The organism is Acetobacterium carbinolicum (assembly GCF_047456275.1).
GTDB classification, from domain to species: Bacteria; Bacillota; Clostridia; order Eubacteriales; family Eubacteriaceae; genus Acetobacterium; species Acetobacterium carbinolicum.
Genome location: NZ_CP173357.1, coordinates 2,904,167 through 2,926,122 on the forward strand (window position 1 = coordinate 2,904,167; position 21,956 = coordinate 2,926,122).

Sequence of the window (21,956 nt, forward strand, 5' to 3'; positions counted from 1 at the left end):
CTCCTAAATTATATTTATTTAATGTTTTTCATTTGTGTGAATTATTTAGTTTCTGGATTGTTTTCGATTAGCTCGATAATCTCTTTTATACATTCTTGCTCATTGTTTTCCATCAGCCAATGTCCTGCTCCGTCAAGTTCAACAAATTTGTAATACCCTTTCATGTATTCATGGCCTTTTTCAACCCCTACTCTTCCCAGTGCAAAATCATGATTTCCCCAAATGTAACAGGTCGGCGTATATATAGGACCAAACAGAATCTCTGGATTTTGTTCGCTTGGTTTTACCAGCATTAGCGCTCTATACCAATTGAGTATTGATGTGCATGCTTCTTTATCTGAGAATATATCAAGAAAATCATCGATATTTTTACTTTCAAATCCATCCCATATTTCTCTAAGCCTTGCATGGTCATCCTTTATAAGTAGCTCCTCTGGAAGGTCGGGAGTTAGATATTCAAAGATATAACGACTTTGTTTCTGCTGTTCAGGATCATTTGCAACCGCCCATTCAAATGCTGCCGAATGAGGTGTTGACATGGCTGTCCATGACTGTATCCGTTCCGAGTGCAGGGTAACAACAGCCCAACCTACGCCACCACCCCAATCATGACCAATTAAATGAAATTTCCCCTTTTCTCCAACAGCATCAGCCAAAGCGACCACATCTGACGCTAATTTTCTGGTGGTATAATTTTCCATCCTAATTGGACGTGCACCTTCACTGTAACCACGTTGATTAGGGGCCAGGTAACGATAGCCTTTGTCCGCCAGTTTCTTCATAATATTTTCCCAAATAATCGAGCTTTGCGGGAAACCATGTAAAAAGATGACCAATTCACCCTTTTGGTCCAGTCCACAGGTTCGGCACGTAAAATCCATTTCATTTGCAGAAATAATGGTCTTTTTTACTTCATTATTCATGATTCTAACCTCTCTTTATATTAATCAATTACAATTGCTTCCATTGCTTCTAAACACACATAAACCTTTGGTAGTGAACTCCGATATTTACTGACATTCTCCAACACCCTTTCGCGGTAGTGAAATTTATCATGTTGTTGTAATGGTATATGGCAAAAAATAGCTAAGCGAGGATTAACCACTTGGTTGATAAACGCGCGACCTTTTTCCTGACTGATTTCCGTAAAATTTATACAGACCGCATCAATCGTTTCATTGCCCAGCCAATCGACAATATTCGAATTACCTGATTCTGCATCTCCCATAAAAAGAATTTGCTGATTGGCAACACTGATTAAATAGCTAAAATGATTAATTGTACTCCGGTATTTGATCCCATCGTGATAAGTTCTTGCTGCTTTAATTTTAAAATTTCCAGATTCAATCAAAGTTACTTCACCATATTCTGAATTTAAATAGGAAATTGGATTTGGCAAAAGGTCCAATGCATCTTTCATATAAACTTTATTGTTTTCATCAAGTTCTGGTAATACTATTTTTATATCCGGATTTCGGATTTCGCATAGTTTTTTTAAGTCGCAGTGATCCTTATGCACATGGGTGAACATAAAACAATCAATGTCACTAAAATTCTCCTCCCCCCTGATTATTTTATTCATTATTTTCTCAGGAATGGGACTGAAATTGAGTGCTTGTTCAGTATGAACACCATCAATTAAAATTTTTGTTTTTCCATCCGTCAACATAAAACCGGCATTTGATAGATATGTTATTAAAATCTCGCCTTTTTTCATTTGCCCTCCTAATCGTAAGATTCGCTTGCTTTCTGGTATTTTTTTGTTATATAATAATCCTAATATCTAAGATGTTTAAAAATTGGACTGTGAAGGCGGTGCAGTACGATGTCCCTATTAACAATTACTGATTACGAAAAAATCTTGAATTTTTGCTTTTTTGTTAATAAAGACTATTCAGACTTTATTAATCGAACACTCACGGCATTACTTGATTTTTTTGATTTTAAGCTTACTGCATATTCTGTTTTTAATGTAAATCCAAACGGTCAACGCTCCTTATTAAAATTGGAAACGCTTTATTTACGGCCAAATATTCTAAAGGACTATAAAGAAAATTTTTACAAGTCTGATCCCTTTTATAATAAAATTGACACCCTCCGTAATTCGAACAAATTCAAATATGTTTATACGACTAACGATATTTGTTATGACGAATTTTTAAACTCGCCATATGGTAAATCGTTGACTAAGAACGGTATTGCTTACCAAGCGATTTTAGGTGCGAGTGACGCTGCACACCCTCCCATGCATGTTATCAGTATTTTTAAAACCGAGAATGAAGGAAACTTCACTCCAAAAGAGCTGGAATTGTTATCTCAAATTGGAAAAGTATTTCACGAGTCAATGCGTCTATTTAGAAAACATAATTCTCAAGCTGATGTGATTTTTCTCACAAATCGACTATTCGATCTAACTTCAGTTGGTTTCATTTTTTTTAACAAAAACAAAGATGTAATCGACTTTAATGAAACATTTATTAATTATACAGCTTTTATTACGAGTAAGTTAAATGTAGACGAAATTGTTTGTGATCTAATTAACTTGATTGAATCCACAAATAAAATTACTATTGATGAATTAAAAGTGAATGCCATTATTAACACCCACGGTTTTATAGTAACGTTTTTTCCCCCCCAAATAAGTCAAAATGAATATATTGAAACGTTTTATTGCTTTACCATAAGAAAAATCGAAGAAAGACGACAAGGAGATGAGATCCAAAATCTTCTGGTCGAAGAATATAATCTAACTAAGAGAGAAAGTGAGATACTATCTCTCTTAATTGATGGTGCCAGTAACCAGCAAATTTCAGAAACGGTTTATATCAGCATTTCGACAGTTAAATCACATGTCCGAAATATTTTCAATAAGCTAAATGTATCCACTCGTTCAGAAGTGATCCGAAAAATTCGAAAATTAGCGCTTCTTGAAAACGATAACAGTAGCTCTGCCTGACCGCAACTATTTTTTAGGCTGCATTTTTAACTGCAAGTGCGCCCAATGCTTTAAATGCCACGGTCAGGATGAGTGAAAACCAAACAACACCAAATGCATATGAAAGAAGCAAATCGAAATAATTACTTTCTGTTAAGAACTGATGTGCTGTCAGGACAGTAATAAACAAAAATGTTGCTTTATTAAGAATGTACGGTAAAAACTCCGTAATATTAAAGAATAAAACAACAAATAATACAACAATCAGTGCTATTTCAAAAACAGACAATCCATAATTGTGAAGCAAATAGTAAAGTCCAAAACACAATGCTATCCCAACTAGAGACCCAACGATATTTTCTACAATATGATCCATTTTGAAATGATCAACATTTGCCCAATACCAAAAGAACATACAACCGGCCCATACATTAACCAATCCTAACATTCCACTGACGATTGAAAAGAAAAATATTGCCATTGTCAGGATAACGCCCAGGACAATCCCCTCTTTAACTTTTTCATTAACTGATTTATTTTCCATTTTAAACCCCTTTTCATTGATTATTTTTCAGTATATGCTTACTTCTTTTTTGGACGTATTCCAACATTTCCAGACTCCCTTTAAAAACCAGGCATTTAAATTCCGCTATCTTAATATGGCGCGTTGTTTTGCTTTTTCTTCAAGCTCATCCCTGAAGTTCGGATGTGCGATCTTTATCAACGCTTGTGCCCGTTCAATTAAGGAAGTGCCTCTTAATGCTGCAACACCATATTCAGTAACAACATAATCAACATCAGCCCTTGACAATGTTATGACGGTACCTTCGGGATGAACATCTACAATCGTTGATTTCAATACTCTTTCGCCACTCGCGTTTTTTACATTGGCAGTTGAGTGCAATGCAATAAATGATTTCCCGTCTTTCGACATTTTAGCACCCTGGGCTGTCTCAACCTGACCACCGGTACCACTTATATGCCTCGTTCCAACAGCTTCCGAAGAACATTGGCCAAATAAATCAACTTGAAGTGTCGTATTGACAGATATCATTTTATAGTTTTTTGCTAATTCAAAAGGCGAATTACTGTCTCTGACATTTATATGCAGGACGCCAACATTGTCATCGATGAAGTCATATGTTTCCTTGCTACCAAACGTAAATGATGTTATCATTTTGTTTTCATAGAGTGTTTTACATCGATTTGTTACAATACCTTCCTTATACAATTGAACAAGACCATCATTCAACATTTCAGTGTGAACGCCTAAATCTTTTTTATCTTTCAATGCCATTGCAACTGCATTTGGTATTCCACCGATGCCCAACTGAAGAGTCGATCCATCTTCAATCATGTCAGCAATGTGTTTTCCAATAAGAATATCTTCATCGCTCAATGCAACATTACCACTTGGAAGGTACATTACCTCATTATTACCATATAAAACATAGTCAACATCAGATATATGCACCTGGGTATCCCCAAAAGTACGTGGAACATTTTCATTAATTTCTAAAATGACTAAATCCGCTCTTTTTAAGTAATCCGGACTGGCAACACAGATTGGACCAGTGCTGAAGTAACCTTGCTTATCCATCGGGCTAACTGACAGAGTGAAGATACTAACTGGTTTTCCTGTTATCTCATGATAATATAATCGATCAGTTCCACTTTTACTCAAATGATTTGGATAAAAGGTCGTCATTTTTGTTTGTGCAGGATCTCTCATAAAATTCCCATAAAATCCACTAACGTGATTAAGGATGCCATCATATGTTTCATCTGAATAAAAATCATAAGGTTTTAGGTTTAATAAATTAATATGGGTAACCCCTTTTACGCCACGATCTTTTAATAAATAAAATTGATCCATGTAAGCCATTGGCTCAGCTATACCATAGGTGTAAATTGTAGCTCCATTGGTGATCTTTCCTACAGCTTCTTCAATTGTGATTGTTTTCTTATCTAATAATTCTTTATAGTTCATTTTCACCTCTCAAATAATAAATGTGCGGCAATCCGTTTCATTACCGCACTGATAAGGACATTATGGATGCAATAATACTTTTATTTTATTTGCATCGTTACATTCAAATGCCTCATCAAAATCTTCAAATTTAAATTTATGTGTTACTAAATCTTTAGTGTTAATCCTTCCATCTGCCATCATTTGAAGCGTTTTTTGCCATGTGCCCAGATTATGACCATATGAAAACTGGATTCTCATATTTTGCATGACGGCAACAATATATGCTTTTATATTGCTACCTTCTGCACTGGTAAGGGCTAATTCAACAATTGTTCCGGCACGTTTTGTCATCATGATTGATTGTGTAATTACGATGTCTACACCCGTGCATTCAAAAACAAAATCAGCACCTTTTCCAAAGGTCAGGGCACGCACTTCCTGGATTACGTTGCATTTGTCATTTTCAAAAGTGTAGTCCGCTCCAAGTTTTTTACCTAATTCCAATCGAGCATTTGCGGAAGAAATGTCCGCTAAAATTGTCTTTGCACCACAGGCTTTTATAAATTGAAGAACAAGTAAACCGATCGGACCTGCCCCCATAACTACAACCGTATCAGTTGGTTTAATGTCAACGTTTTCTAAGACAGCGTGAGCGGCAACAGCAGCAGGTTCAACCAGTGCGCCCTCTTCTAAACTAACATTATCAGGCAACTTAAACGTCGCTCCTTCTGGCATACAAATGTATTCTGCCATTGCTCCATCACATTCATAACCGATATTGATGGCATCCTGGCATCTTCCAATATCACCCATTAAACAAGATCTACATTTCCCACAGAAGCCTTTTGTTACAATACCTGTAACACGATCACCAACTTTAAATTGCGTTACCCCTTCACCAATTTCTGCAATAGTTCCGCTATATTCATGACCCATGGTAAAGGGGATTGGAAGTGGAGATGTCGGTGTTTCAAAACCACCAACAATATGCAAATCAGAACCACATATGCCACAAAATTCTATTTTAATTTTAACGCTACCGTAAGTTGGTTTTGGTTCCTCAACCGCTACACATCCTAGATAACCAACACCATGTTCTAATTTTTGAACCGCTTTCATTTTTTCTCCCCAATCTTTCTATTTAACGATATACAATTCCAGAATCCACATTTAAACACTGTCCGGTAATATTTTTTGCTTCATCCGATGCTAAAAACAATACTGCAAAAGCAATATCTTCTGGTGACTGAGTACGCTTTAATGCTGACCCTGATGCCATTTTTTCAACAACTTGTTGGCTTGTGCTGCAATCTTCGAATGCTCCAGGCACTGCTTTTTTAAAATCTAATGCATCTGAATAAATATCGGTATTAATAAATCCAGGATTGACACAGTTGACATTCACATTAAAACTTCCCATTTCTTTTGCAAGAGAATTAGAAAAGCTAATCGTTGCTGCCTTAGAGGCACCATATTGAGGCATCATTGGCACTTGCAGAAACGCCGCAATTGAAGAAATATTAATAATCTTTCCACTTTTTTGTGCGTAGAAATTACCATAAAAGGATCGGCACATATTAAGCATGCCTACTGTGTTGACATTAAAAACACGTTTTACATCGTCTGAAGATATTTTTGAAAATGGCGGTCCTATATCTTTTGGTCCGATACCTGCACAATTTACAAGGATTTCAATCTTTTTAAATTTGTCTAATATCTCCTTTGAAAATGCATCAACAGCATTTTCATCGCTGATATCCACTTTTCGAAATAATGTTTTGACCCCTTTTTCTTCAAGTTTCGAAGCCATCTTTTCGCCATTTTCAACATCCATATCAACGATAACAACATTTGCTCCGGACTCAGCGAACATTTTTGCAATTGCTGCCCCAATACCTTTGGCTGCCCCAGTAATAACCGCGGTTTTTTCAGAAAATTCGAATTTGATCGCCATACTGTTAATCTCCTTAATTTTTACTAGCGCAATAGACAGCGATGATTTTGATCGCTTCTGTCTATTGCAAATGATCGGACTATTTTAGTGCTTTTAAAATTCCTGCTTTAATATCTTCAACGGATGGATATAAATATTTCTCTAAATCACCAAATGGTATGATTGAATTTACACCGGATACTCGAACAGGCGCAGCTTTTAATTCTTTCATGCAATTTTCGACAACCCAGGAGACAATCTGAGCTCCAAAGCCACCTCTTTCCGGGGCCTCATGTGCGACCATTAAGCGGCCCGTCTTTTTAACCGAATCGAAGACGATTTCTTTATCGAAGGGTATTAATACTCTTGGATCGATAATCTCAATTGTTTTTCCAGTTTCTGCTTCAACTTGTGCTGCCGCTGCCATAACATTCACTAATGCTCTATGGTAGGCAACAACGGTTAAGTCGGCACCTGTTTTAACAACTTTTCCAGCTTTTAGTAGCGATGGCACTTCGTCCAACTCATCGGGCACTTCTTCTGTCAAACCCATTGTTGCCCTCTGGTAAATAAATAGAGTCGGATCATCATCACGAATCGCAGCACGATAATAAGCTCTGACATCCGCCGGAGTTGTCGGCGCGACAATTTTTAGCCCCGGTACATTGGCAAACCAGGCTTCAACACTTTGAGAATGATGGGCCCCACTCTTTCCTCCGCCACCCTGAGGTAAAACAAAGGTTACCGGACAACTATCGACGCCACCGGAATTAAACCGAATTTTTGCTGCAATATCGACAATCCCTTCAAATCCGAGTGTTGCAAAATCGGCAAACATATATTCTACAATTGGCCGATACCCACCTAATGCAGCACCGACAGAGAATAATGTGTAACCAGCTTCTAAAATCGGAAATTCCAATACACGATTTTTTCCAAATTTTTCTTGTAACCCGGTAAATGTTCCCCAGCATCCACCTTGTTTGCCAAGATCTTCTCCAATACATATAACTTTTTCATCAGTCGCCATTTCTTCGAACATGGCAAGATTCAGAGCTTTCATAACTGACATTTCTGACATTATAGTTCACCTCCTGCATTATTTGAATAAACTCTCTTGTAATCTAACACCTGTTCTTTAGTTACGCAGCTTTGACTTAATCCTTCATCAAAACCTTCAACAATTTCTTTTGTTTGTGCTTCTTTCACTGCTTTAATGATTTCATCATCAAGAATTCCTAATTCTTTCAAGCGTTTTTCGAAACGAACAACCGGGCAAATAGAATCTAAATCTTTTTTATAACTCAAATCGCGATATTTCTGAGCGTCACCAACATAATGGCCTTCCCAACGCATTGTTTTGACTTCAACAACATTCGGCTCATTATTAGCTGCCAATTCCATCCCATTTAGAACTGCTTCAGCGACTGCTACGGGATCATCGCCATCAACCGTAACGCCTTTCATGTTAAATGCTGCTGCTCGATCGGCCAGGTTTTCCAATGGCGACTGGCTTTCCACCGGTGTCGACATCGCAATCCCATTATTTTCGATGAAGAACAAAATCGGCAATTTGAAAAGGGCCGCGATGTTCATTGCTTCATAGGTTGCACCTTGACTGATCGCACCGTCTCCATATGGAGCAAAACCAATCTGTCGCTTTTTACCATCATTCTTAAGAGCCCATGCAAATCCAGCAATTTCGGCCCAGGTCCCGCCGAGTGCACCGGCTGCAGGGAGTTGGCCATTTTTGAGATCATGGATATGATATTCACCTGATATGCCGTCATTACAGCCACCGGTTCGGCCAAGCAATTCCGCAATAAATGGTTTCCAACCAACACGATGAGCCATCACAGTCTGAGCTCGATGTGTTTCAGTACCATAGGTGATAATGTCCGATTTTTTGAATGCCGTCAAAATACCAGCACTAACCGCTTCCTGTCCTAAACAAGGATGGATTGCACCTGCAATTTTTCCACTATAAATGTATTCAACGATTTTTTCACCGAGGACTCTTGATTTTACAATATCCGAATACATGTCCAGAAGTTCTTCATTTGAAAAGTTCATTAATTTACCTCCAATATTCTTATTTCAAACCCATAAATGATTTTGGGTCCAGTAAATATTTCTTAAATGTTTTTAGAAATAAGCCACTATGAAATCCGTCAATAGCTGCATGATTAATTGTCACACTGAAACACGCCATTCTTTTAATGCTGGTGGTGTCATCATCATTCACAACCAATTGTTTTTTTGTTGTCCCAATGGCCATGATGCCCGTTTCCGGTGGATTCAAAAATGGTGTTACCTGGTCTATTTCAAGCATCCCCATATTACTTATGGTATAAGTAGAATTCATCATATGTTCCATTCCGAGTTTTTTTGTTTTTAATTTTGCAATCATGTCTTGAAGCTCATCTGAAATTTGGAAAACATCTTTATCTTGAGCTTCATTAACAACAACCATCATAATTCCTTCGTGCAAACCAATACCCACTGCAATATTTATCGAATCATAAATAAAGAATTCATCGCCGATCAATGCTGAATTTATCAACGGGTGTTCTTTTAAAGCCTCCGCTGCCAGCTTGACAAATACAGAGGTAACACTTACATTAGGATTTTGAGCCTTGAGTTCATCTTTTAGGTCAAGCACTGCGTCTACTGGAAAATAAATCGATCCCGATCCTTGCGGATAATCTCTCAGGCTCTCTGTCATTTTCTTCCCGATGAATTTACGTGCACCAGAAATTTTATAACTTTCTTTTATTCTTTTCGGCTCTGCCATATTAACTCCTATTCTTCAATGTGGGCAAGTATATCGCCAACAGCAACGGTCTCACCTTCGGGCACTAAAATTTTAACTAAAGTACCAGTGGCAGGGCTTTCAATCTCCTGATTGAGTTTTTCATTGGAAAGTTCGTACAAAGGTTCTCCTTTTTCAATGTGTTCGCCTTCTTCAATCATCCATACTTCAATTCTTACATCCATTCCCGATTGTCCTATCATAGGAACTTGGACTTCTACCATTATTTCGCCTCCTAAATTTATTTGATCATTATTACGTAATAATCGTAGCATTTTAAACGATTGCATTCATCCTCCCAAAAGATGATTGAATTATTATATTTATCAGACTTTTTTGATCTTTTCTAATTCTTTTCATCCTTTTCTCATCCTTTCTAATCTTGAAATTTCAAAACAAAACGGCTCAATATGCGAACTTTTTGAACAGGTTTTTTAGAATTATAAAGCGTTTTTTTGTCCGCTTTCCTTTATTTGCGACACAAAAAAAAGCCGATAAAACGGCTCACTTGTGCTATTTTTACTGGACTGGCAGGTCCAACCTATTGATTACGAATCAGCAATAAAACGGCTTATTAAAGCCATCAATTCTTTATATACGACATCTTTACGACACTTTTATCTTTTTTTAGAATACTTGTAATACCAATTTTATCTGCCGTTTTGACGCTTCAAAGTACTCTTATTCGCTGTATACTTTTTTCATAATAGACATCTCCAGCAATTTCAACACACAAAGTAGTCACCAAGGTTATAATAAAGCTGTGCAATGGTACAATGAAGTTGTAACACTCATATATCACCACATTAGGAAATAATCAAAAGTTGCAATTTTTTTGCTTCGTTTAATCTCCGTTTAAATCGGTATGATACAATTTAGAAGAGGTGATGAAAGATGAGTAAAATTATGATTGTTGACGACGATTCAAACATCCGTGAACTTGTGATTGCTTTGCTTCAAAACAACGGATTTGAAGTATGCGAGGCAGCAGACGGACATGAAGCGCTACAAAATATCGATATTGATAACCCTGATCTGGCAATTATCGACATCATGATGCCGAACATGGACGGCTTTGAGCTCTGTCGTCATTTGCGTTCTTATTACGAAAACATACCGATTTTAATGCTGACGGCCAAAGGTGAGCTCGCAAACAAGGTAAAAGGCTTCGGACTTGGCGCCGACGATTATCTGACCAAGCCTTTTGAAGGCGATGAATTGGTCGTACGCGTTCAGGCGCTGTTGCGGCGTTATAAAATTGAAGCATCCCAGATAATCCAGATCGGCAATGTTACGATCGATAGAAACCGCCACAGCATCACAATGAATGGCTTACATGAAGATATTCCGATGAAGGAATTTGAATTGCTCTTCAAGCTGGCAAGCTTTCCCGGTAAAACATTTTCCCGCAACCGATTGATTGAAGATATCTGGGGCGTTGATTTTGAGGGAAACGAACGGACGTTAGACGTCCATGTAAACCGATTGCGCGATCGTTTTCCGGAGCAACAGACCGGTTTTAAAATTACCACCATCCGGGGTCTTGGATACCGGTTGGAGGTGGTCTCATGAAACAGACTAAACGACCTCCTGCCGCAATTTCAGTAGCTTTACTTTTTTTTACTTTTGGCTGTTCTTTTGCCGCCGGGTATGGCATTACAGTTATGATTTACCACTGGACCGGCACGCCTTCGGAATTTTGGACTCATATTATTTCAGGACTCGTTGGCATGATTTTATTTATATGTGTGGCATCCGTTTCCAGATTAATCGCTAGTAAGTATTCAAAAGGTATCCAGCAGCATCATGTTATGCAAAATCAATTACTAAACGCTATGACAAGAATTGCCCAAGGGGATTTCGACGTCTTTATCGAGACTTGGGATGAGTACCACCACAACGATATGGTGGAGGGAATCAATAAAATAGCGAAAGAACTTGGCACGATGGAACAGCTACGACAGGATTTTATTTCCAACGTATCTCACGAGATACAGTCTCCGCTGACTTCCATTAGCGGTTTTGCCGCATTATTAAAAAGCGACACCCTAACAACTGCACAAAAAAATCGCTATTTAGGTATCATTGAAACCGAAAGCAAACGGTTGTCCGCTTTAAGTGATAATCTGCTGAAGCTATCAGCGCTGGAAACTGGAGGTGAACCTTTATCCTTCATCGAATTCAGGCTCGACAAGCAGTTAGAGGATGTTGCCCTGATGTTAGAGCCACAATGGAGCACCAAGCATATTGTGATGGAAGTGGATTTGGAAAGATTATCAATCCAGGGCGACGAGGGGTTGCTGTCTCAAGTTTGGGTGAATCTTCTCCATAACGCTATAAAATTCACGCCGGAAGGTGGAATGATTCACGTTATATTGACGTCCGATCAAACAAAGGTGTGCTGTCAGATTATCGATACCGGTATCGGTATCCGGTCGGAAGACCAGATCCATATATTTGAGCGCTTTTATAAGGTCGATAAATCCCGCGACCGGGCTCTCGGCGGTAACGGACTCGGACTCTCTCTCGCTAAAAAAATTGTAGAATTGCATGAAGGTCAAATTACTCCGCAAAGCGAAATCAATAAGGGCACAACATTTACGATCACCCTGCCGAAGTTGCTTTCCATCAAAGACCGATAAACTTTTTTTCGCATTTACATTGTGTTTAAATGCCATTTATATTGTGTTTAAATTACTTTGTTAAACTAATTTCGAAGTAAATAAACAGGAGGTTATTTTTATGTCAATGATTCAAGTAGAAAATCTGATAAAACAATATGACAAAGCAAAAGCACCGGCCGTCAAGGGGGTCAGTTTTGCGGTGGATGAAGGCGAGTTTTTTGCTTTCCTCGGTCCCAACGGAGCCGGAAAAACCACCACTATTTCGATCCTGACCACTACATTGTCCAAAACTTCTGGCATCGTAATGATTGCCGGCTATGACATTGAAAAAGAAGCAAAGCAGGTACGGGATAAGGTAGGGATCATCTTCCAAAAGCCCAGCCTCGATCTACAGCTCTCAGCGGAGGAAAATATTCGCTTCCATGCTTGCTTATATGGGATGTACAGTTACCGTCCATCCTTTCGGCTTATGCCCGCAGAATATAAAAATCGTGTCATGGAACTCGCCGAGATTGTCGGAATTCGGGATACCATCTTTAAGCCCGTCAAAAAGATGTCGGGCGGCATGCAACGCAAACTGGAGATTATCCGCAGTCTCATGCACACACCGGCCGTTTTGTTTCTTGACGAACCGACGCAGGGACTGGACGCGGTAAGCCGTAGAAGTCTGTGGGAATACATTAATAATGTCCGCAAAGAATACGGGACAACGGTTTTTTTAACCACACACTATATCGACGAGGCTGAGCATGTGGATAAGGTATGCATTATTAATAAAGGACAGATTGCCAGCTGTTGCTCGCCGGAGGAAATGAAAAAAAGTCTGCTACGCAAGGAAATTATTCTGGATGCCGAAGACCGGATAAGCTTGACGAGTGAACTTTCGGAGCTGGGATTGTTACATAAAAAGGATACGCATATCATCGTTCCTTATCAGAACAGAACGCCGCAGGAAATTATTTCCAAACTTAAAACCAAACTGACGGTATTGGAAATTAAAGAGCCATCACTGGAAGACGCATATGTGGATTACATTAACAAAACGGCAGGTGCAGCATGACTGAAATTTCATTGACAAATAGAAAATCAAGAGTCAAACGAGAAATCAATGCCGTTATCACGATCGCTCTAAGGGACATAACTCTGGCACTCCGGTCACCCGGTACAATTTTTACGAGTCTTGCCATGCCATTGATCATGATGGGGATGCTGGGCGGCAGCCTCGCTGAGAATATGACGGGAGGACTCCGTTTCGATTACAGTAAATTTATGATGGTCGGTATGATGGTTAATATGCTTTTTATGGTCACAACCATGGGAATGACATCATTGGTCGAAGACCATACCACGGATTTTACTCAGGAGATGCTGGTTTCTCCGGTCTCGCGCTATTCGATCGTGATCGGTAAAATTTTCGGCTCATCCTTTGGTGCTATTATCAGTATGGCCGGCACCTTAATTGTTGGGATCATCATGGGAATTACCCTGAATCCCGGACAGCTGCTGATGATTCTCATCCTATCACCGCTGATGTGCCTTTCCGGCGGCGCTCTGGCAATGATCATCATCGGGGTTATCAAAAGCAATAAGACAGCCAATACTGCTGTGATGCTTATCACCATGCCGCAGATGTTTCTTTCCGGAGCGATCATTCCAATTAATAACTCCAGTGGCATTCTGTATGTCTTAAGCCATGCCATGCCGATGACATACTGCCTTGACCTGGTTCGCGCGGTGGTCTACGCTGGAACTCCGGAATACGCAAGCGTTGTATTATTTAATCCCGTGGTGAACTTTACCGCCATTGTCGTGTTGACCGTGATTTGTTTGATGATCGGTACCTTTCTTTTTGCCCGCTCGGAAAAAAGCAGGTAAAACAACATGAACAAAAGTATTGGTAAAATATAGATTATCATGTAAAACTCAAATTTTAGTTATAAACATACTCCGCCGCCAAGGGGATATAAACTTGATCAAGCATCTTCTTTAAATCCTCAAAGCACGTGGAGTGCGTAGCATTGATGTTAATGGTAAGTGATTAATGTACAAAAACAATTTTAAAACAAAAGGAATGGCTGTTTAAAGACGTTCCTTTTGCAAAAATATAATCATTTTACTGGAGCTAGCGGGGGGAATCGAACCCTCGACCTACTGAGATTACGAATCAGTAGGTCTAGGGCATACATTATACGAACGATAAAGACAAAATGCCAACCATCATTTTTTGTCTTCATATACTTTCTTATCTAAGCCTATTTTTTTATGGAAACCTCATCCAACAGCCTCCCTGGCAAGGTGATCTCCAACCGATTATCATGCAATGCCACCCGGGAGTAAGTATTTTAATCTATTGACTGATATGTTCATAAATAATACCAGTCAATTCATTTGCCAATGCCCCATTATCAATCCGAATTAAAGATTGCTCATTTAAGCATCTCCCCAGAATATCGATACCGCCATACCAGACAATTCTACTATCAATAATCATGAACCGATATCGGTTATTTTTTATCTGAATCACATCAATTCCTTTTCCGCTTATTTTTTCAATAATCGCTTTGATATAATTCATTTGCTTATCTGGAAAAGCCACAATTTCATTGGTGCATAAGGTTACTCGTATTCCTGATGAATATGTTTTTAAAAGCACGTCTTTCACTTTTTCAATTTTCTTTTTCTGCAGATATGGACTTGAAATTAACACATTTTTTTTTGCCCTTTCAATATCCTTCAATACATAATCAAAATAATTTGATTCATCGAAAATACCATTTTCAAGATCAGACGTACTGCTACTGGTTTTTATACTGTATCCTAATGATCGGTATGCCGTTAACCGTTTATGATACATTCGTTCCAAAACTGGTATATGGACATCAACATAGTCATAGATAAGCACTTCCTTTTTACCTTCATAATTCCGATGAAGTCGTCCGGCATATTGAGCAATCGTTCCTTTCCACGCAATTGGCATGACCATAAATAAAGTGTCTAATCTTGCTTCATCAAAGCCTTCGCCAATTAGCTTTCCGGTAGCGATAATCACGTACTTTTCGCCACTTTTAATTGCCCTGATACTCTCCACCGCTTTTTTTCTATTCTTCGCCGTTAAATTGCCTGATAATTCAATAACATTTACGGTTTTGCCACTTAGAAGCTCAACCAATTGTTTGATATGGCTGGTTCTTTCTGTCCCTAACAAGTGTTTTTCCAGTTGTTTTCTGTCCAGTGGCGCAAAATTACTTTGCTTACATTCCGTACACTTTATCCAGGGTTTATTGCAGATGCCTGGTTTGAAATCATTAAAGCAATATGGAGAATAGCCTGGCTTATTTCGCCACCGTTTGGCACAAATGTCAGATCTGCCTCTGAAAACCGATAGAAATAAATCAAGCTTTTCCTACGTTGAACTCTTTTTTGTTAGACCAATTGTATCTTCAGCGTTTGTTAAATTTTCTGCTTCTTTAACAATACCGTTAACTGTGGATTCCTCAGCGATCGTTGATTTAAGCTCCGCTATTGTTGCTTTTAACTTTTTGTTTTCACTCAATAATTCCTCGTATTTTTCCAATACTTCAACATATTTCACTTATCTCACCTCGCATCAATCATTTCGGGCGATAAGAATTCACCGTCTTATTCTCATTTGTAAGTTCTATCTTTTGAATACCAATCTTCTGAAAAATCTTCTTTATTAATAATCGCATTCATCGGCTTTTCGATAAATTGTACAACCATATCAACTACAATTTTAAATTCCAGATCAATTTCCAATGAATTCCTGGAAAATGACTTCCATCTTTTTTGCATATCATCGTCATTATACATATCTGATACTTTTACAATCGTGGTTTCATCAAAAATAGTTTTTCGATTGCTCAATGTATTCAAAAGCGCATCCTTCAGTATTTTTCCATCAAAATCGTAATGGTCTGCCAGGTAATAGATATCATAGTAATCTTTCATTCTACTGGTAGTTTCCATCCGACTTATGATTGCATCCCATTTCTCTGAAACTGTTGATTCAAGAGAATAAGTGAAAATATTTGGTGATTCAAACCCACTGATCTGTACGCCAATTTTTCTACTTTCCGCATCTGGTATAATGACATCGCCAATGTCAATATCGAATGGTGTTTTAGTATTGGCGATAACGCCCACCATTTTGATCCTGATACCGTGGTAGTCTTTTTGTTCTGTTATATTCATTATTGACCTTACCTGTAACTCAATAAAGCGATAATCTGTTTCCATATTTACGATATCATTGATGACTTTTAACATTTCAGTTTGGTCGTTTGACAAATTTTTCATTAAAAAATCAATGTCCATCGTCGGCCTGCTGCCAAACTCACTATGCAAAAATGAATAAACCACCTTTAAGAATTAGATTTTCTCGATATCTTGAATTTGCCAATCGCCTCTAGAACTCCTCCTGGCAGACCAACTGGAGCATAAACTGTATAAGAGATCCCCTCTTTTCTGGATTTCTCTTTTAATTTTTGAAGCATTGCCTGCACATTTACCATCACATCCACATCCCCATGATCATCTTCGTTTTTTTCTCAACATTCATCAGTTTTGCGTATTCCATCAGCCTGCCCACATTCTTATTTGAGTCTGTTGCATAGCTTCGAATCGCCTTATTAAATACTTCTTTATCCATTTTTTTCTCATATCGAATAATGTCACAAATTGTTTTTTCCCGATTATAGATTCTAATCACCTGACCTTCAAAATCCACTTCAGCTATCCCGATTTTCAAATATTTTTCAACCACGTAATAGACCTTTAATTTCGGATAATCGATTTTAAATCTCGATTTTGAACTGTTTTTATCCACTGCCAAATGCCAGGCACCTGGCGTTCTCTCCGTATAATCATAAAAATAGAGTGCCGAATCCATACAGATAATTGCATCAGGATAAAGTTTATTGATAATGACAGCATCGGATATGACATCCTCATATTGCCATTCATAAAAGCCAGGACGTATCTTGATTACTTTTCCTTCTCTGATCAATCGATCAATGACAGTATTGTGATATCCCGCATCAGTGAAATCGGATAGCTTTACAATACCATTATTTTCATCAAACACTTTTTTGTATTTTTCACAGTTCATCGTTAATATCACCTCTTTTAAATTCGCAAGCGGATATATTAACTCCATTATACAACGTAACATTTATTCTTTCAAGTAAAAAGACCACTCTGATTTAATAATCGTGAATGATGGGACAGTGTTTGTGCAGATGGGATTTCACTGTCGGAATATACACAACACACAGATGACAAAACAGAATGGACCACTAAGAAAAAGTACGACAAATAATCGTAAGTGCCTCAAAAGATGACGTATAGCAAGTTTGAATTTAACCTGCTATACTGGAGACATCTTATTTGAGGCACTTTTTATAGTTATGGCTAAGTCTGCAACAATCAGGCAGATCAAAAGACCATGGCAGGTATTTTTCAAGCACTTCCGGCTGTTGCAGGTAGTCACTGTTGGGGATTTCGGTCAAAAGGTAATTTAAATATTCGTAAACATCAAGCTCATTAGCCCGGGCGGATTCTACCAGCGTGTAGAGAACCGCATTGGCGGTGGCGCCTTTGGGTGAATCGGCAAAAAGTCAGGCACGACGTCCAGTTGCAAAAGGCCTGATGCTGGCCTCACAGAGATTATTGGAGATGGGAAGACGTCCGTCTTCCAGGAAGGTTTCCAGATATTTCTTCTGGTTTTTGGAATAGTTCAGAGCCGCTGTCAGCTTTTCATTCGTTGTTGGAATGGCCGCAGTTTCGTCAACCCACGACCAAAAGGCATCCAGAATGGGGCGTGACCGTTCCTGACGCTTTTCTCTGATCTCCTCATAGGGAAGATCCTTTATTTCGTTCTCAATTTTAAAAAGCCGGTTGATGTACGCCCGTCCTTCGGCACCCTTTGAACCCGGGATTTCTTTGCCATTGCTGGTCAGCGGGATGCTTTCGATATGATAACGGCGACAGTGCGACCAACATAAATTGCGCCGGATATTTTCCACTTTATCATAGCCAGAATACGCATCCGTCGTTAAATAGCCCTGGAATCCGGAAAGCAACTGCCTGGCGATCTCCCTTTTGCGACTGGGGGAGTAATGAAAGAAAACGGCCTGGATATTCTCGCATGCCCCACTCCTGATCACCCACATATAGGAATCGCTGCTGGCTTTTTTACCATCCTCCCGGTTGCACTGAATCCGTGTTTCATCCATATGCAGCACTTCACAGGCGCGCAGTTCGGCATGAATGCGTTCATAAACCGGGGTCAGCCATTCTTCGCTGCAGCGGTTCGTCCAGTTGGCCATATTTGAACGGGATAGAATGAGCCCCAACCGGTACCAATCTTTTTCCTGACGGGCAAAGGGCATGCCCATGGCAAACTTCTGATACATAACCTGGGCCACCAGGGATGGCGTGGCAATGGAATGAGCAAGTACCGGCACCGGGACAGCCGCTTTCTGAAAATGATCCTTAGGATTGTCACTGCCTTCTTTGCCGCACTGGGTACACTTGGCAATCTGCTGGACAATCTGTTTCACCTTCAGTTTGGGCGGTTCATAGGTCACTTCGGTTCGGACGATCCGTTTGCCGATGACCATCAGATCCTCGCCACATTTGGAGCAGACTTCATCGTCCGGGATGATGTACTCTTCAATTTCCTTCGGAAGACCGGCCAGCATTTCCTGCCGGACTCCAGGTTGACGGGCCTTGCGGGTATGACTGGGGACTGTGATTTTCTGCTGTTCGTTAAACAGTTCTTTGGCAAGTGCCTCGGTTGATTCAAACAAAGACAATTTCCATCCAGGTTTTTTGTTGTTTCGGTGGAGGGGCCGAACAGTTTCTTTCTGGCCTGCAGAAGTGCCTACACCATGTTTTCAATCCGGATATTCTGTTTGGCAATAATTTCGTCTTTGGCGGCCAATTCTTCTTTCTGTTTTTCCACCAGCGCCCGGAGCATCTGCAGTTCTTCCTGTCCTGTCATCGGTATCCATTCCTTTGCTTTTTCTTGGTATTATTATACCATTTCCAGCGCCAGAACGCTACCATTTTCAGATTTGAAATGGCTTAAAAAAGCCATTTCGCACCATCATTCCGAGTTGTCGCACATCATTTTAAAGCTGTCAGAAGCAGCTGTTCTCAAGGGTCATCGACACCGGCTGGAGGGCTTTTTTTTGCTCGATTTCAAGACCCTGAAGCAGCCACTGCAGCTGCTGGCCGGTTATTTCTCTGACTTCTGATGGGGTTCTGGGCCACTGGAATTTCATGCCATTGAGCAGCTTCTTGCTGGCCAGAATAAACCCGTTGCCGTCGTAACGTAAAACTTTAAGGGCATTTCTTTTCCGGTTGCAGAAAATAAAGGCACATGCCTCCGAAAATGGATCCAGCTTGAACTCCATGTTGACAACCATGGCCAGTCCATCCATCTGTTTTCTGAAGTCGGTGGCACCACAGGCAATGTAAATATGGGTTGTGCCTCTGATAAACCGATCCATCATGACTGTGAAAGCTGCCGGATAAACTGCGTTGCCAGAGAGATATCACGTTGATCCGACAGAATCAGCTCAAAACCCCGCCAGCGGATAATTAGTCCCGCTTCCGTTATTCGCTCAGCAGCCGTCGCTGGCATTTCCAGTTTTGCAAACAGTGGTGACGCGGTATTTTCTTCGACCCTGTCCATCTTATCTTTTCGGATCCGCTGCTTCCAATAATAGAAGGTGTGTTTACTGATCTGATTTTGACTGCACCAGGCATCAATGGTCATTTCACTGTTTGACTGTTCTTCGAAACGCTCTTTCCATAGCTGTCTTTTTGATTCGACCATTATCTCTAAACCTCCTGAACCTCTTTTCAGGTTAGTTTATACTAATTCGGCCGTTTTTTCACTACGCCATCTTTTGAAGCACTTACGACCATTTTAGCCAGTCAGAATTTACATGGGTATCGCATTATCCATGGATTAGAAATTCGAAAAATGATCCACGGTGATAAGATTGACCGTACCTGCGTGTATCGGACTCTTAAACATTTAGAGGAAAAAAACCTGATTGCGGCGGAATGGGACGTCAACGGAACCGGAGCCGCTAAAAAAATCTACCGCATCAACCCCTCCGGTCAAACCTGCTTAAAAAATTGGATCGAAACCCTGGAAACCTATCAAAATACCATTGTCGGCATTTTATCAGAGGCCCGTCGCACAATCGATCCATCATCAAAATAAGCTTTGCAACATCAAGAAAAAAGGAGACCTTTTACATGCATAAAATTTGGATTATCGGAACCAACCCGCCATGTCCCCGATGTGGCTTGCTGACCCATCTCATTGAAACCATCGTAAGTGCAGAAAATAAAGCGGCAACGGTGCGACATCTTGCCTATACCGATCCGAAAGCCAGCGATTTTGCCCACACGCAAGGTCTGATCCCGGGCACCGCAAAGAATGTGGCCCGCCTTCTCGATCTTCCCATCGATCCCGTTTTACTGAATCAGTGTTATGATCGCCGGGATGACCCGGAAAATCTTCCCTACGAACCTTACAATCAGTTTGGCTGGACTTACGCTTTGGATCAGTATTTACAGCCTTACGAACAGGCTGCTAAGGGTGTCGGAATTCTAATGACCCCAGTTTTAATCATCAATGGTCAACTCAAACACGCCGGCAGCGTCCCGCCGCTGACCGACCTCACCCGCTGGCTAAACGCTCTTTAGGATCGTATCAAAATTTACAATGTATCATAGCACACAAAAACCTTCCCGCTGGTGTCATCGGACCCGGCGGGAAGGTTTTTGTCAAACTTCAACGGGGACTTCTTCAACGGGAACTGCTGCGACCCCAGCCGGTTTTTTTGAACCATCTGATCATAGAATTTCTGAACCATCAGGCTGATGGCATTGTCGCCGGACACATTGCAGGCCGTCGCGAAACTGTCCTGACTGATCTAGATGGCAATCATCAAACTTGCCAGGGGACTGTCAATGGCAATGCCGATAATCGACAGAAATGGCAAGGCCGTCATGATGGCGCCGCCGGGAGCCCCCGGGACCGCGACCATGGCAAAACCCAGGGTCATAATAAAACCCATCATCAGTCCAAAATCATGATCCATCTGATTCATTTTTTTATGGCGTCATGGCTGGCCCGGCAAAACCGTTTGCCGTGGCACCAAGAACGGTGACTCTGACCGCCTAATCGATGGTCTGAATCTCAACGGGAATCCACATCTTCGGATTGTAATTCAGGGTATACTTATATTTCGAAACCGTGTTCTCACCTAAATCTTCCAGCACATAGGTGACGTTGTCGCTTAACCCGATAAAATGCTTTTTATAACTGCCATCCTCATCTTCAACGATGACTTCCAACTGATTGTCGGCGGTGTCGGCAGTGATTGACATTTTGCCGGTCATCTGGAACAAAACGTCGCCCTCAATACAATTAATCACCGTCAACTGACGGATCACATTAAAGTTATCCGCCTGCTGCGACAAATTGTAAGAAACCTTTTCGGCCTCGCTCTCGCAGCCAGTCACCAGCAACAAACACCCCATCAAAGCCAAAACCACTGCGATTCTTTTCATCATATTTTTCCTTTCCATTTTTTACTAAAATTTCAAATGACCCGGGGCCAGAAAAATCGATT

The 21,956-nt window shown here is 40.1% G+C and carries 27 protein-coding genes and 1 pseudogene; 7 read left to right on the plus strand and 21 right to left on the minus strand.

Going from position 1 to position 21,956, the window contains the following annotated elements:
* Window positions 1-41 precede the first annotated feature (41 nt).
* Both ACIZ62_RS13505 and ACIZ62_RS13510 read right to left on the minus strand, forming a co-directional pair.
* Window positions 42-923 carry an alpha/beta fold hydrolase gene (locus ACIZ62_RS13505; protein ID WP_414150366.1) on the minus strand — a complete coding sequence of 294 codons (882 nt, stop codon included), beginning with the start codon at window positions 921-923 and terminating at the stop codon, window positions 42-44.
* Between the two features lie 20 nt (window positions 924-943).
* On the minus strand, window positions 944-1,717 hold the full coding sequence (locus ACIZ62_RS13510) for an MBL fold metallo-hydrolase (RefSeq protein ID WP_111889338.1): 774 nt from the start codon (window positions 1,715-1,717) through the stop codon (window positions 944-946).
* Window positions 1,718-1,825: 108 nt separating this feature from the next.
* Here ACIZ62_RS13510 and ACIZ62_RS13515 point away from each other — a divergent pair, with 108 nt between their 5' ends.
* On the plus strand, window positions 1,826-2,956 hold the full coding sequence (locus ACIZ62_RS13515) for a response regulator transcription factor (RefSeq protein WP_204355431.1): 1,131 nt from the start codon (window positions 1,826-1,828) through the stop codon (window positions 2,954-2,956).
* Between the two features lie 13 nt (window positions 2,957-2,969).
* Here the strand turns inward: ACIZ62_RS13515 and ACIZ62_RS13520 are convergent, their stop codons facing one another.
* From ACIZ62_RS13520 to ACIZ62_RS13555, 8 genes are all read right to left on the minus strand, one after another.
* Entirely contained in the window at window positions 2,970-3,479 is a 510-nt protein-coding gene (locus ACIZ62_RS13520; RefSeq protein ID WP_111889337.1) for a hypothetical protein, read from the minus strand.
* 105 nt (window positions 3,480-3,584) lie between these two features.
* Window positions 3,585-4,925, minus strand: coding sequence for an acetyl-CoA hydrolase/transferase family protein (locus tag ACIZ62_RS13525; RefSeq protein WP_414150367.1), 1,341 nt, complete (start codon window positions 4,923-4,925; stop codon window positions 3,585-3,587).
* A gap of 60 nt (window positions 4,926-4,985) precedes the next feature.
* Window positions 4,986-6,026 carry a zinc-dependent alcohol dehydrogenase gene (locus ACIZ62_RS13530; protein ID WP_111889335.1) on the minus strand — a complete coding sequence of 347 codons (1,041 nt, stop codon included), beginning with the start codon at window positions 6,024-6,026 and terminating at the stop codon, window positions 4,986-4,988.
* 22 nt (window positions 6,027-6,048) lie between these two features.
* Complete coding sequence (locus ACIZ62_RS13535; protein WP_414150368.1) at window positions 6,049-6,861, minus strand: SDR family NAD(P)-dependent oxidoreductase; 813 nt, start codon at window positions 6,859-6,861, stop codon at window positions 6,049-6,051.
* Window positions 6,862-6,940: 79 nt separating this feature from the next.
* Window positions 6,941-7,921, minus strand: a complete 981-nt coding sequence (locus ACIZ62_RS13540) for an alpha-ketoacid dehydrogenase subunit beta (RefSeq protein WP_414150369.1) — start codon at window positions 7,919-7,921, stop codon at window positions 6,941-6,943.
* Window positions 7,921-8,913, minus strand: coding sequence for a thiamine pyrophosphate-dependent dehydrogenase E1 component subunit alpha (locus ACIZ62_RS13545; RefSeq protein WP_111889332.1), 993 nt, complete (start codon window positions 8,911-8,913; stop codon window positions 7,921-7,923). The genes ACIZ62_RS13540 and ACIZ62_RS13545 overlap by 1 nt, the downstream gene beginning before the upstream one ends.
* Window positions 8,914-8,932: 19 nt before the next feature.
* Window positions 8,933-9,634, minus strand: coding sequence for a 2-oxo acid dehydrogenase subunit E2 (locus ACIZ62_RS13550; protein WP_414150370.1), 702 nt, complete (start codon window positions 9,632-9,634; stop codon window positions 8,933-8,935).
* Window positions 9,635-9,642: 8 nt separating this feature from the next.
* Window positions 9,643-9,942 (minus strand): biotin/lipoyl-containing protein, encoded by a 300-nt coding sequence (locus tag ACIZ62_RS13555; RefSeq protein WP_111889330.1) that lies wholly within the window; start codon window positions 9,940-9,942, stop codon window positions 9,643-9,645.
* A 604-nt stretch (window positions 9,943-10,546) separates the two neighbouring features.
* Between ACIZ62_RS13555 and ACIZ62_RS13560 the strand changes: the two genes are divergently transcribed.
* From ACIZ62_RS13560 to ACIZ62_RS13575, 4 genes are all read left to right on the plus strand, one after another.
* Window positions 10,547-11,224, plus strand: a complete 678-nt coding sequence (locus tag ACIZ62_RS13560; RefSeq protein ID WP_414150371.1) for a response regulator transcription factor — start codon at window positions 10,547-10,549, stop codon at window positions 11,222-11,224.
* Window positions 11,221-12,294: a sensor histidine kinase gene (locus ACIZ62_RS13565; RefSeq protein ID WP_111889329.1), complete on the plus strand. Its 1,074-nt coding sequence runs from the start codon at window positions 11,221-11,223 to the stop codon at window positions 12,292-12,294. Before ACIZ62_RS13560 ends, ACIZ62_RS13565 begins: the two co-directional genes overlap by 4 nt.
* A 100-nt stretch (window positions 12,295-12,394) precedes the next feature.
* The gene (locus ACIZ62_RS13570) at window positions 12,395-13,336 is read left to right on the plus strand and encodes an ATP-binding cassette domain-containing protein (protein WP_111889328.1); all 942 of its coding nucleotides are present in this window, start codon (window positions 12,395-12,397) and stop codon (window positions 13,334-13,336) included.
* Window positions 13,333-14,151, plus strand: coding sequence for an ABC transporter permease (locus tag ACIZ62_RS13575; protein ID WP_111889327.1), 819 nt, complete (start codon window positions 13,333-13,335; stop codon window positions 14,149-14,151). Before ACIZ62_RS13570 ends, ACIZ62_RS13575 begins: the two co-directional genes overlap by 4 nt.
* 472 nt (window positions 14,152-14,623) lie before the next feature.
* Here ACIZ62_RS13575 and ACIZ62_RS13580 read toward each other — a convergent pair.
* The 9 genes and pseudogenes from ACIZ62_RS13580 to tnpA all read right to left on the minus strand — a co-directional run.
* A pseudogene (locus ACIZ62_RS13580) lies at window positions 14,624-15,667 on the minus strand (TOTE conflict system archaeo-eukaryotic primase domain-containing protein); the annotation flags it as partial.
* Between the two features lie 12 nt (window positions 15,668-15,679).
* Window positions 15,680-15,868 carry a hypothetical protein gene (locus ACIZ62_RS13585; protein ID WP_414150372.1) on the minus strand — a complete coding sequence of 63 codons (189 nt, stop codon included), beginning with the start codon at window positions 15,866-15,868 and terminating at the stop codon, window positions 15,680-15,682.
* Between the two features lie 53 nt (window positions 15,869-15,921).
* A complete protein-coding gene (locus ACIZ62_RS13590) occupies window positions 15,922-16,656 on the minus strand; it encodes a nucleotidyl transferase AbiEii/AbiGii toxin family protein (RefSeq protein ID WP_414150373.1) in 735 nt (244 codons plus the stop codon).
* 2 nt (window positions 16,657-16,658) lie between these two features.
* Window positions 16,659-16,808, minus strand: a complete 150-nt coding sequence (locus tag ACIZ62_RS13595) for a hypothetical protein (RefSeq protein WP_414150374.1) — start codon at window positions 16,806-16,808, stop codon at window positions 16,659-16,661.
* A complete protein-coding gene (locus tag ACIZ62_RS13600) occupies window positions 16,808-17,404 on the minus strand; it encodes a type IV toxin-antitoxin system AbiEi family antitoxin domain-containing protein (RefSeq protein ID WP_414150375.1) in 597 nt (198 codons plus the stop codon). Before ACIZ62_RS13600 ends, ACIZ62_RS13595 begins: the two co-directional genes overlap by 1 nt.
* Before the next feature lie 274 nt (window positions 17,405-17,678).
* Complete coding sequence (locus ACIZ62_RS13605) at window positions 17,679-17,861, minus strand: transposase domain-containing protein (RefSeq protein ID WP_414151861.1); 183 nt, start codon at window positions 17,859-17,861, stop codon at window positions 17,679-17,681.
* A gap of 51 nt (window positions 17,862-17,912) precedes the next feature.
* On the minus strand, window positions 17,913-19,106 hold the full coding sequence (tnpC, locus tag ACIZ62_RS13610; protein WP_414150376.1) for an IS66 family transposase: 1,194 nt from the start codon (window positions 19,104-19,106) through the stop codon (window positions 17,913-17,915).
* A 333-nt stretch (window positions 19,107-19,439) separates the two neighbouring features.
* Window positions 19,440-19,814 carry an IS66 family insertion sequence element accessory protein TnpB gene (gene tnpB / locus ACIZ62_RS13615; RefSeq protein WP_414150377.1) on the minus strand — a complete coding sequence of 125 codons (375 nt, stop codon included), beginning with the start codon at window positions 19,812-19,814 and terminating at the stop codon, window positions 19,440-19,442.
* Window positions 19,811-20,140, minus strand: a complete 330-nt coding sequence (tnpA, locus tag ACIZ62_RS13620; RefSeq protein WP_414150378.1) for an IS66 family insertion sequence element accessory protein TnpA — start codon at window positions 20,138-20,140, stop codon at window positions 19,811-19,813. Before tnpA ends, tnpB begins: the two co-directional genes overlap by 4 nt.
* Window positions 20,141-20,230: 90 nt before the next feature.
* Here tnpA and ACIZ62_RS13625 point away from each other — a divergent pair, with 90 nt between their 5' ends.
* Complete coding sequence (locus tag ACIZ62_RS13625) at window positions 20,231-20,536, plus strand: helix-turn-helix transcriptional regulator (protein ID WP_414151862.1); 306 nt, start codon at window positions 20,231-20,233, stop codon at window positions 20,534-20,536.
* Between the two features lie 35 nt (window positions 20,537-20,571).
* Window positions 20,572-21,024 (plus strand): thioredoxin family protein, encoded by a 453-nt coding sequence (locus ACIZ62_RS13630; protein WP_414150379.1) that lies wholly within the window; start codon window positions 20,572-20,574, stop codon window positions 21,022-21,024.
* A gap of 230 nt (window positions 21,025-21,254) precedes the next feature.
* Here ACIZ62_RS13630 and ACIZ62_RS13635 read toward each other — a convergent pair whose 3' ends face one another.
* Both ACIZ62_RS13635 and ACIZ62_RS13640 read right to left on the minus strand, forming a co-directional pair.
* Window positions 21,255-21,431 (minus strand): hypothetical protein, encoded by a 177-nt coding sequence (locus ACIZ62_RS13635; protein WP_204355456.1) that lies wholly within the window; start codon window positions 21,429-21,431, stop codon window positions 21,255-21,257.
* Window positions 21,432-21,501: 70 nt separating this feature from the next.
* Window positions 21,502-21,894, minus strand: a complete 393-nt coding sequence (locus ACIZ62_RS13640) for a hypothetical protein (RefSeq protein ID WP_111886770.1) — start codon at window positions 21,892-21,894, stop codon at window positions 21,502-21,504.
* Between the last annotated feature and the right edge of the window lie 62 nt (window positions 21,895-21,956).

Coding starts and splice junctions, on each gene's coding strand:
- ACIZ62_RS13515 (WP_204355431.1), top strand. CDS start 1,826: ATGTCCCTATTAACAATTACTGATTACGAAAAAATCTTGAATTTTTGC.
- ACIZ62_RS13555 (WP_111889330.1), bottom strand. CDS start 9,942: ATGCAATCGTTTAAAATGCTACGATTATTACGTAATAATGATCAAATA.
- ACIZ62_RS13530 (WP_111889335.1), bottom strand. CDS start 6,026: ATGAAAGCGGTTCAAAAATTAGAACATGGTGTTGGTTATCTAGGATGT.
- ACIZ62_RS13640 (WP_111886770.1), bottom strand. CDS start 21,894: ATGAAAAGAATCGCAGTGGTTTTGGCTTTGATGGGGTGTTTGTTGCTG.
- ACIZ62_RS13600 (WP_414150375.1), bottom strand. CDS start 17,404: ATGAACTGTGAAAAATACAAAAAAGTGTTTGATGAAAATAATGGTATT.
- ACIZ62_RS13525 (WP_414150367.1), bottom strand. CDS start 4,925: ATGAACTATAAAGAATTATTAGATAAGAAAACAATCACAATTGAAGAA.
- ACIZ62_RS13520 (WP_111889337.1), bottom strand. CDS start 3,479: ATGGAAAATAAATCAGTTAATGAAAAAGTTAAAGAGGGGATTGTCCTG.
- ACIZ62_RS13570 (WP_111889328.1), top strand. CDS start 12,395: ATGTCAATGATTCAAGTAGAAAATCTGATAAAACAATATGACAAAGCA.
- ACIZ62_RS13510 (WP_111889338.1), bottom strand. CDS start 1,717: ATGAAAAAAGGCGAGATTTTAATAACATATCTATCAAATGCCGGTTTT.
- ACIZ62_RS13535 (WP_414150368.1), bottom strand. CDS start 6,861: ATGGCGATCAAATTCGAATTTTCTGAAAAAACCGCGGTTATTACTGGG.
- ACIZ62_RS13635 (WP_204355456.1), bottom strand. CDS start 21,431: ATGAATCAGATGGATCATGATTTTGGACTGATGATGGGTTTTATTATG.
- ACIZ62_RS13630 (WP_414150379.1), top strand. CDS start 20,572: ATGCATAAAATTTGGATTATCGGAACCAACCCGCCATGTCCCCGATGT.
- ACIZ62_RS13540 (WP_414150369.1), bottom strand. CDS start 7,921: ATGTCAGAAATGTCAGTTATGAAAGCTCTGAATCTTGCCATGTTCGAA.
- ACIZ62_RS13505 (WP_414150366.1), bottom strand. CDS start 923: ATGAATAATGAAGTAAAAAAGACCATTATTTCTGCAAATGAAATGGAT.
- ACIZ62_RS13595 (WP_414150374.1), bottom strand. CDS start 16,808: ATGGTAAATGTGCAGGCAATGCTTCAAAAATTAAAAGAGAAATCCAGA.
- ACIZ62_RS13565 (WP_111889329.1), top strand. CDS start 11,221: ATGAAACAGACTAAACGACCTCCTGCCGCAATTTCAGTAGCTTTACTT.
- tnpA (WP_414150378.1), bottom strand. CDS start 20,140: ATGGTCGAATCAAAAAGACAGCTATGGAAAGAGCGTTTCGAAGAACAG.
- ACIZ62_RS13545 (WP_111889332.1), bottom strand. CDS start 8,913: ATGAACTTTTCAAATGAAGAACTTCTGGACATGTATTCGGATATTGTA.
- ACIZ62_RS13575 (WP_111889327.1), top strand. CDS start 13,333: ATGACTGAAATTTCATTGACAAATAGAAAATCAAGAGTCAAACGAGAA.
- ACIZ62_RS13550 (WP_414150370.1), bottom strand. CDS start 9,634: ATGGCAGAGCCGAAAAGAATAAAAGAAAGTTATAAAATTTCTGGTGCA.
- tnpB (WP_414150377.1), bottom strand. CDS start 19,814: ATGATGGATCGGTTTATCAGAGGCACAACCCATATTTACATTGCCTGT.
- ACIZ62_RS13560 (WP_414150371.1), top strand. CDS start 10,547: ATGAGTAAAATTATGATTGTTGACGACGATTCAAACATCCGTGAACTT.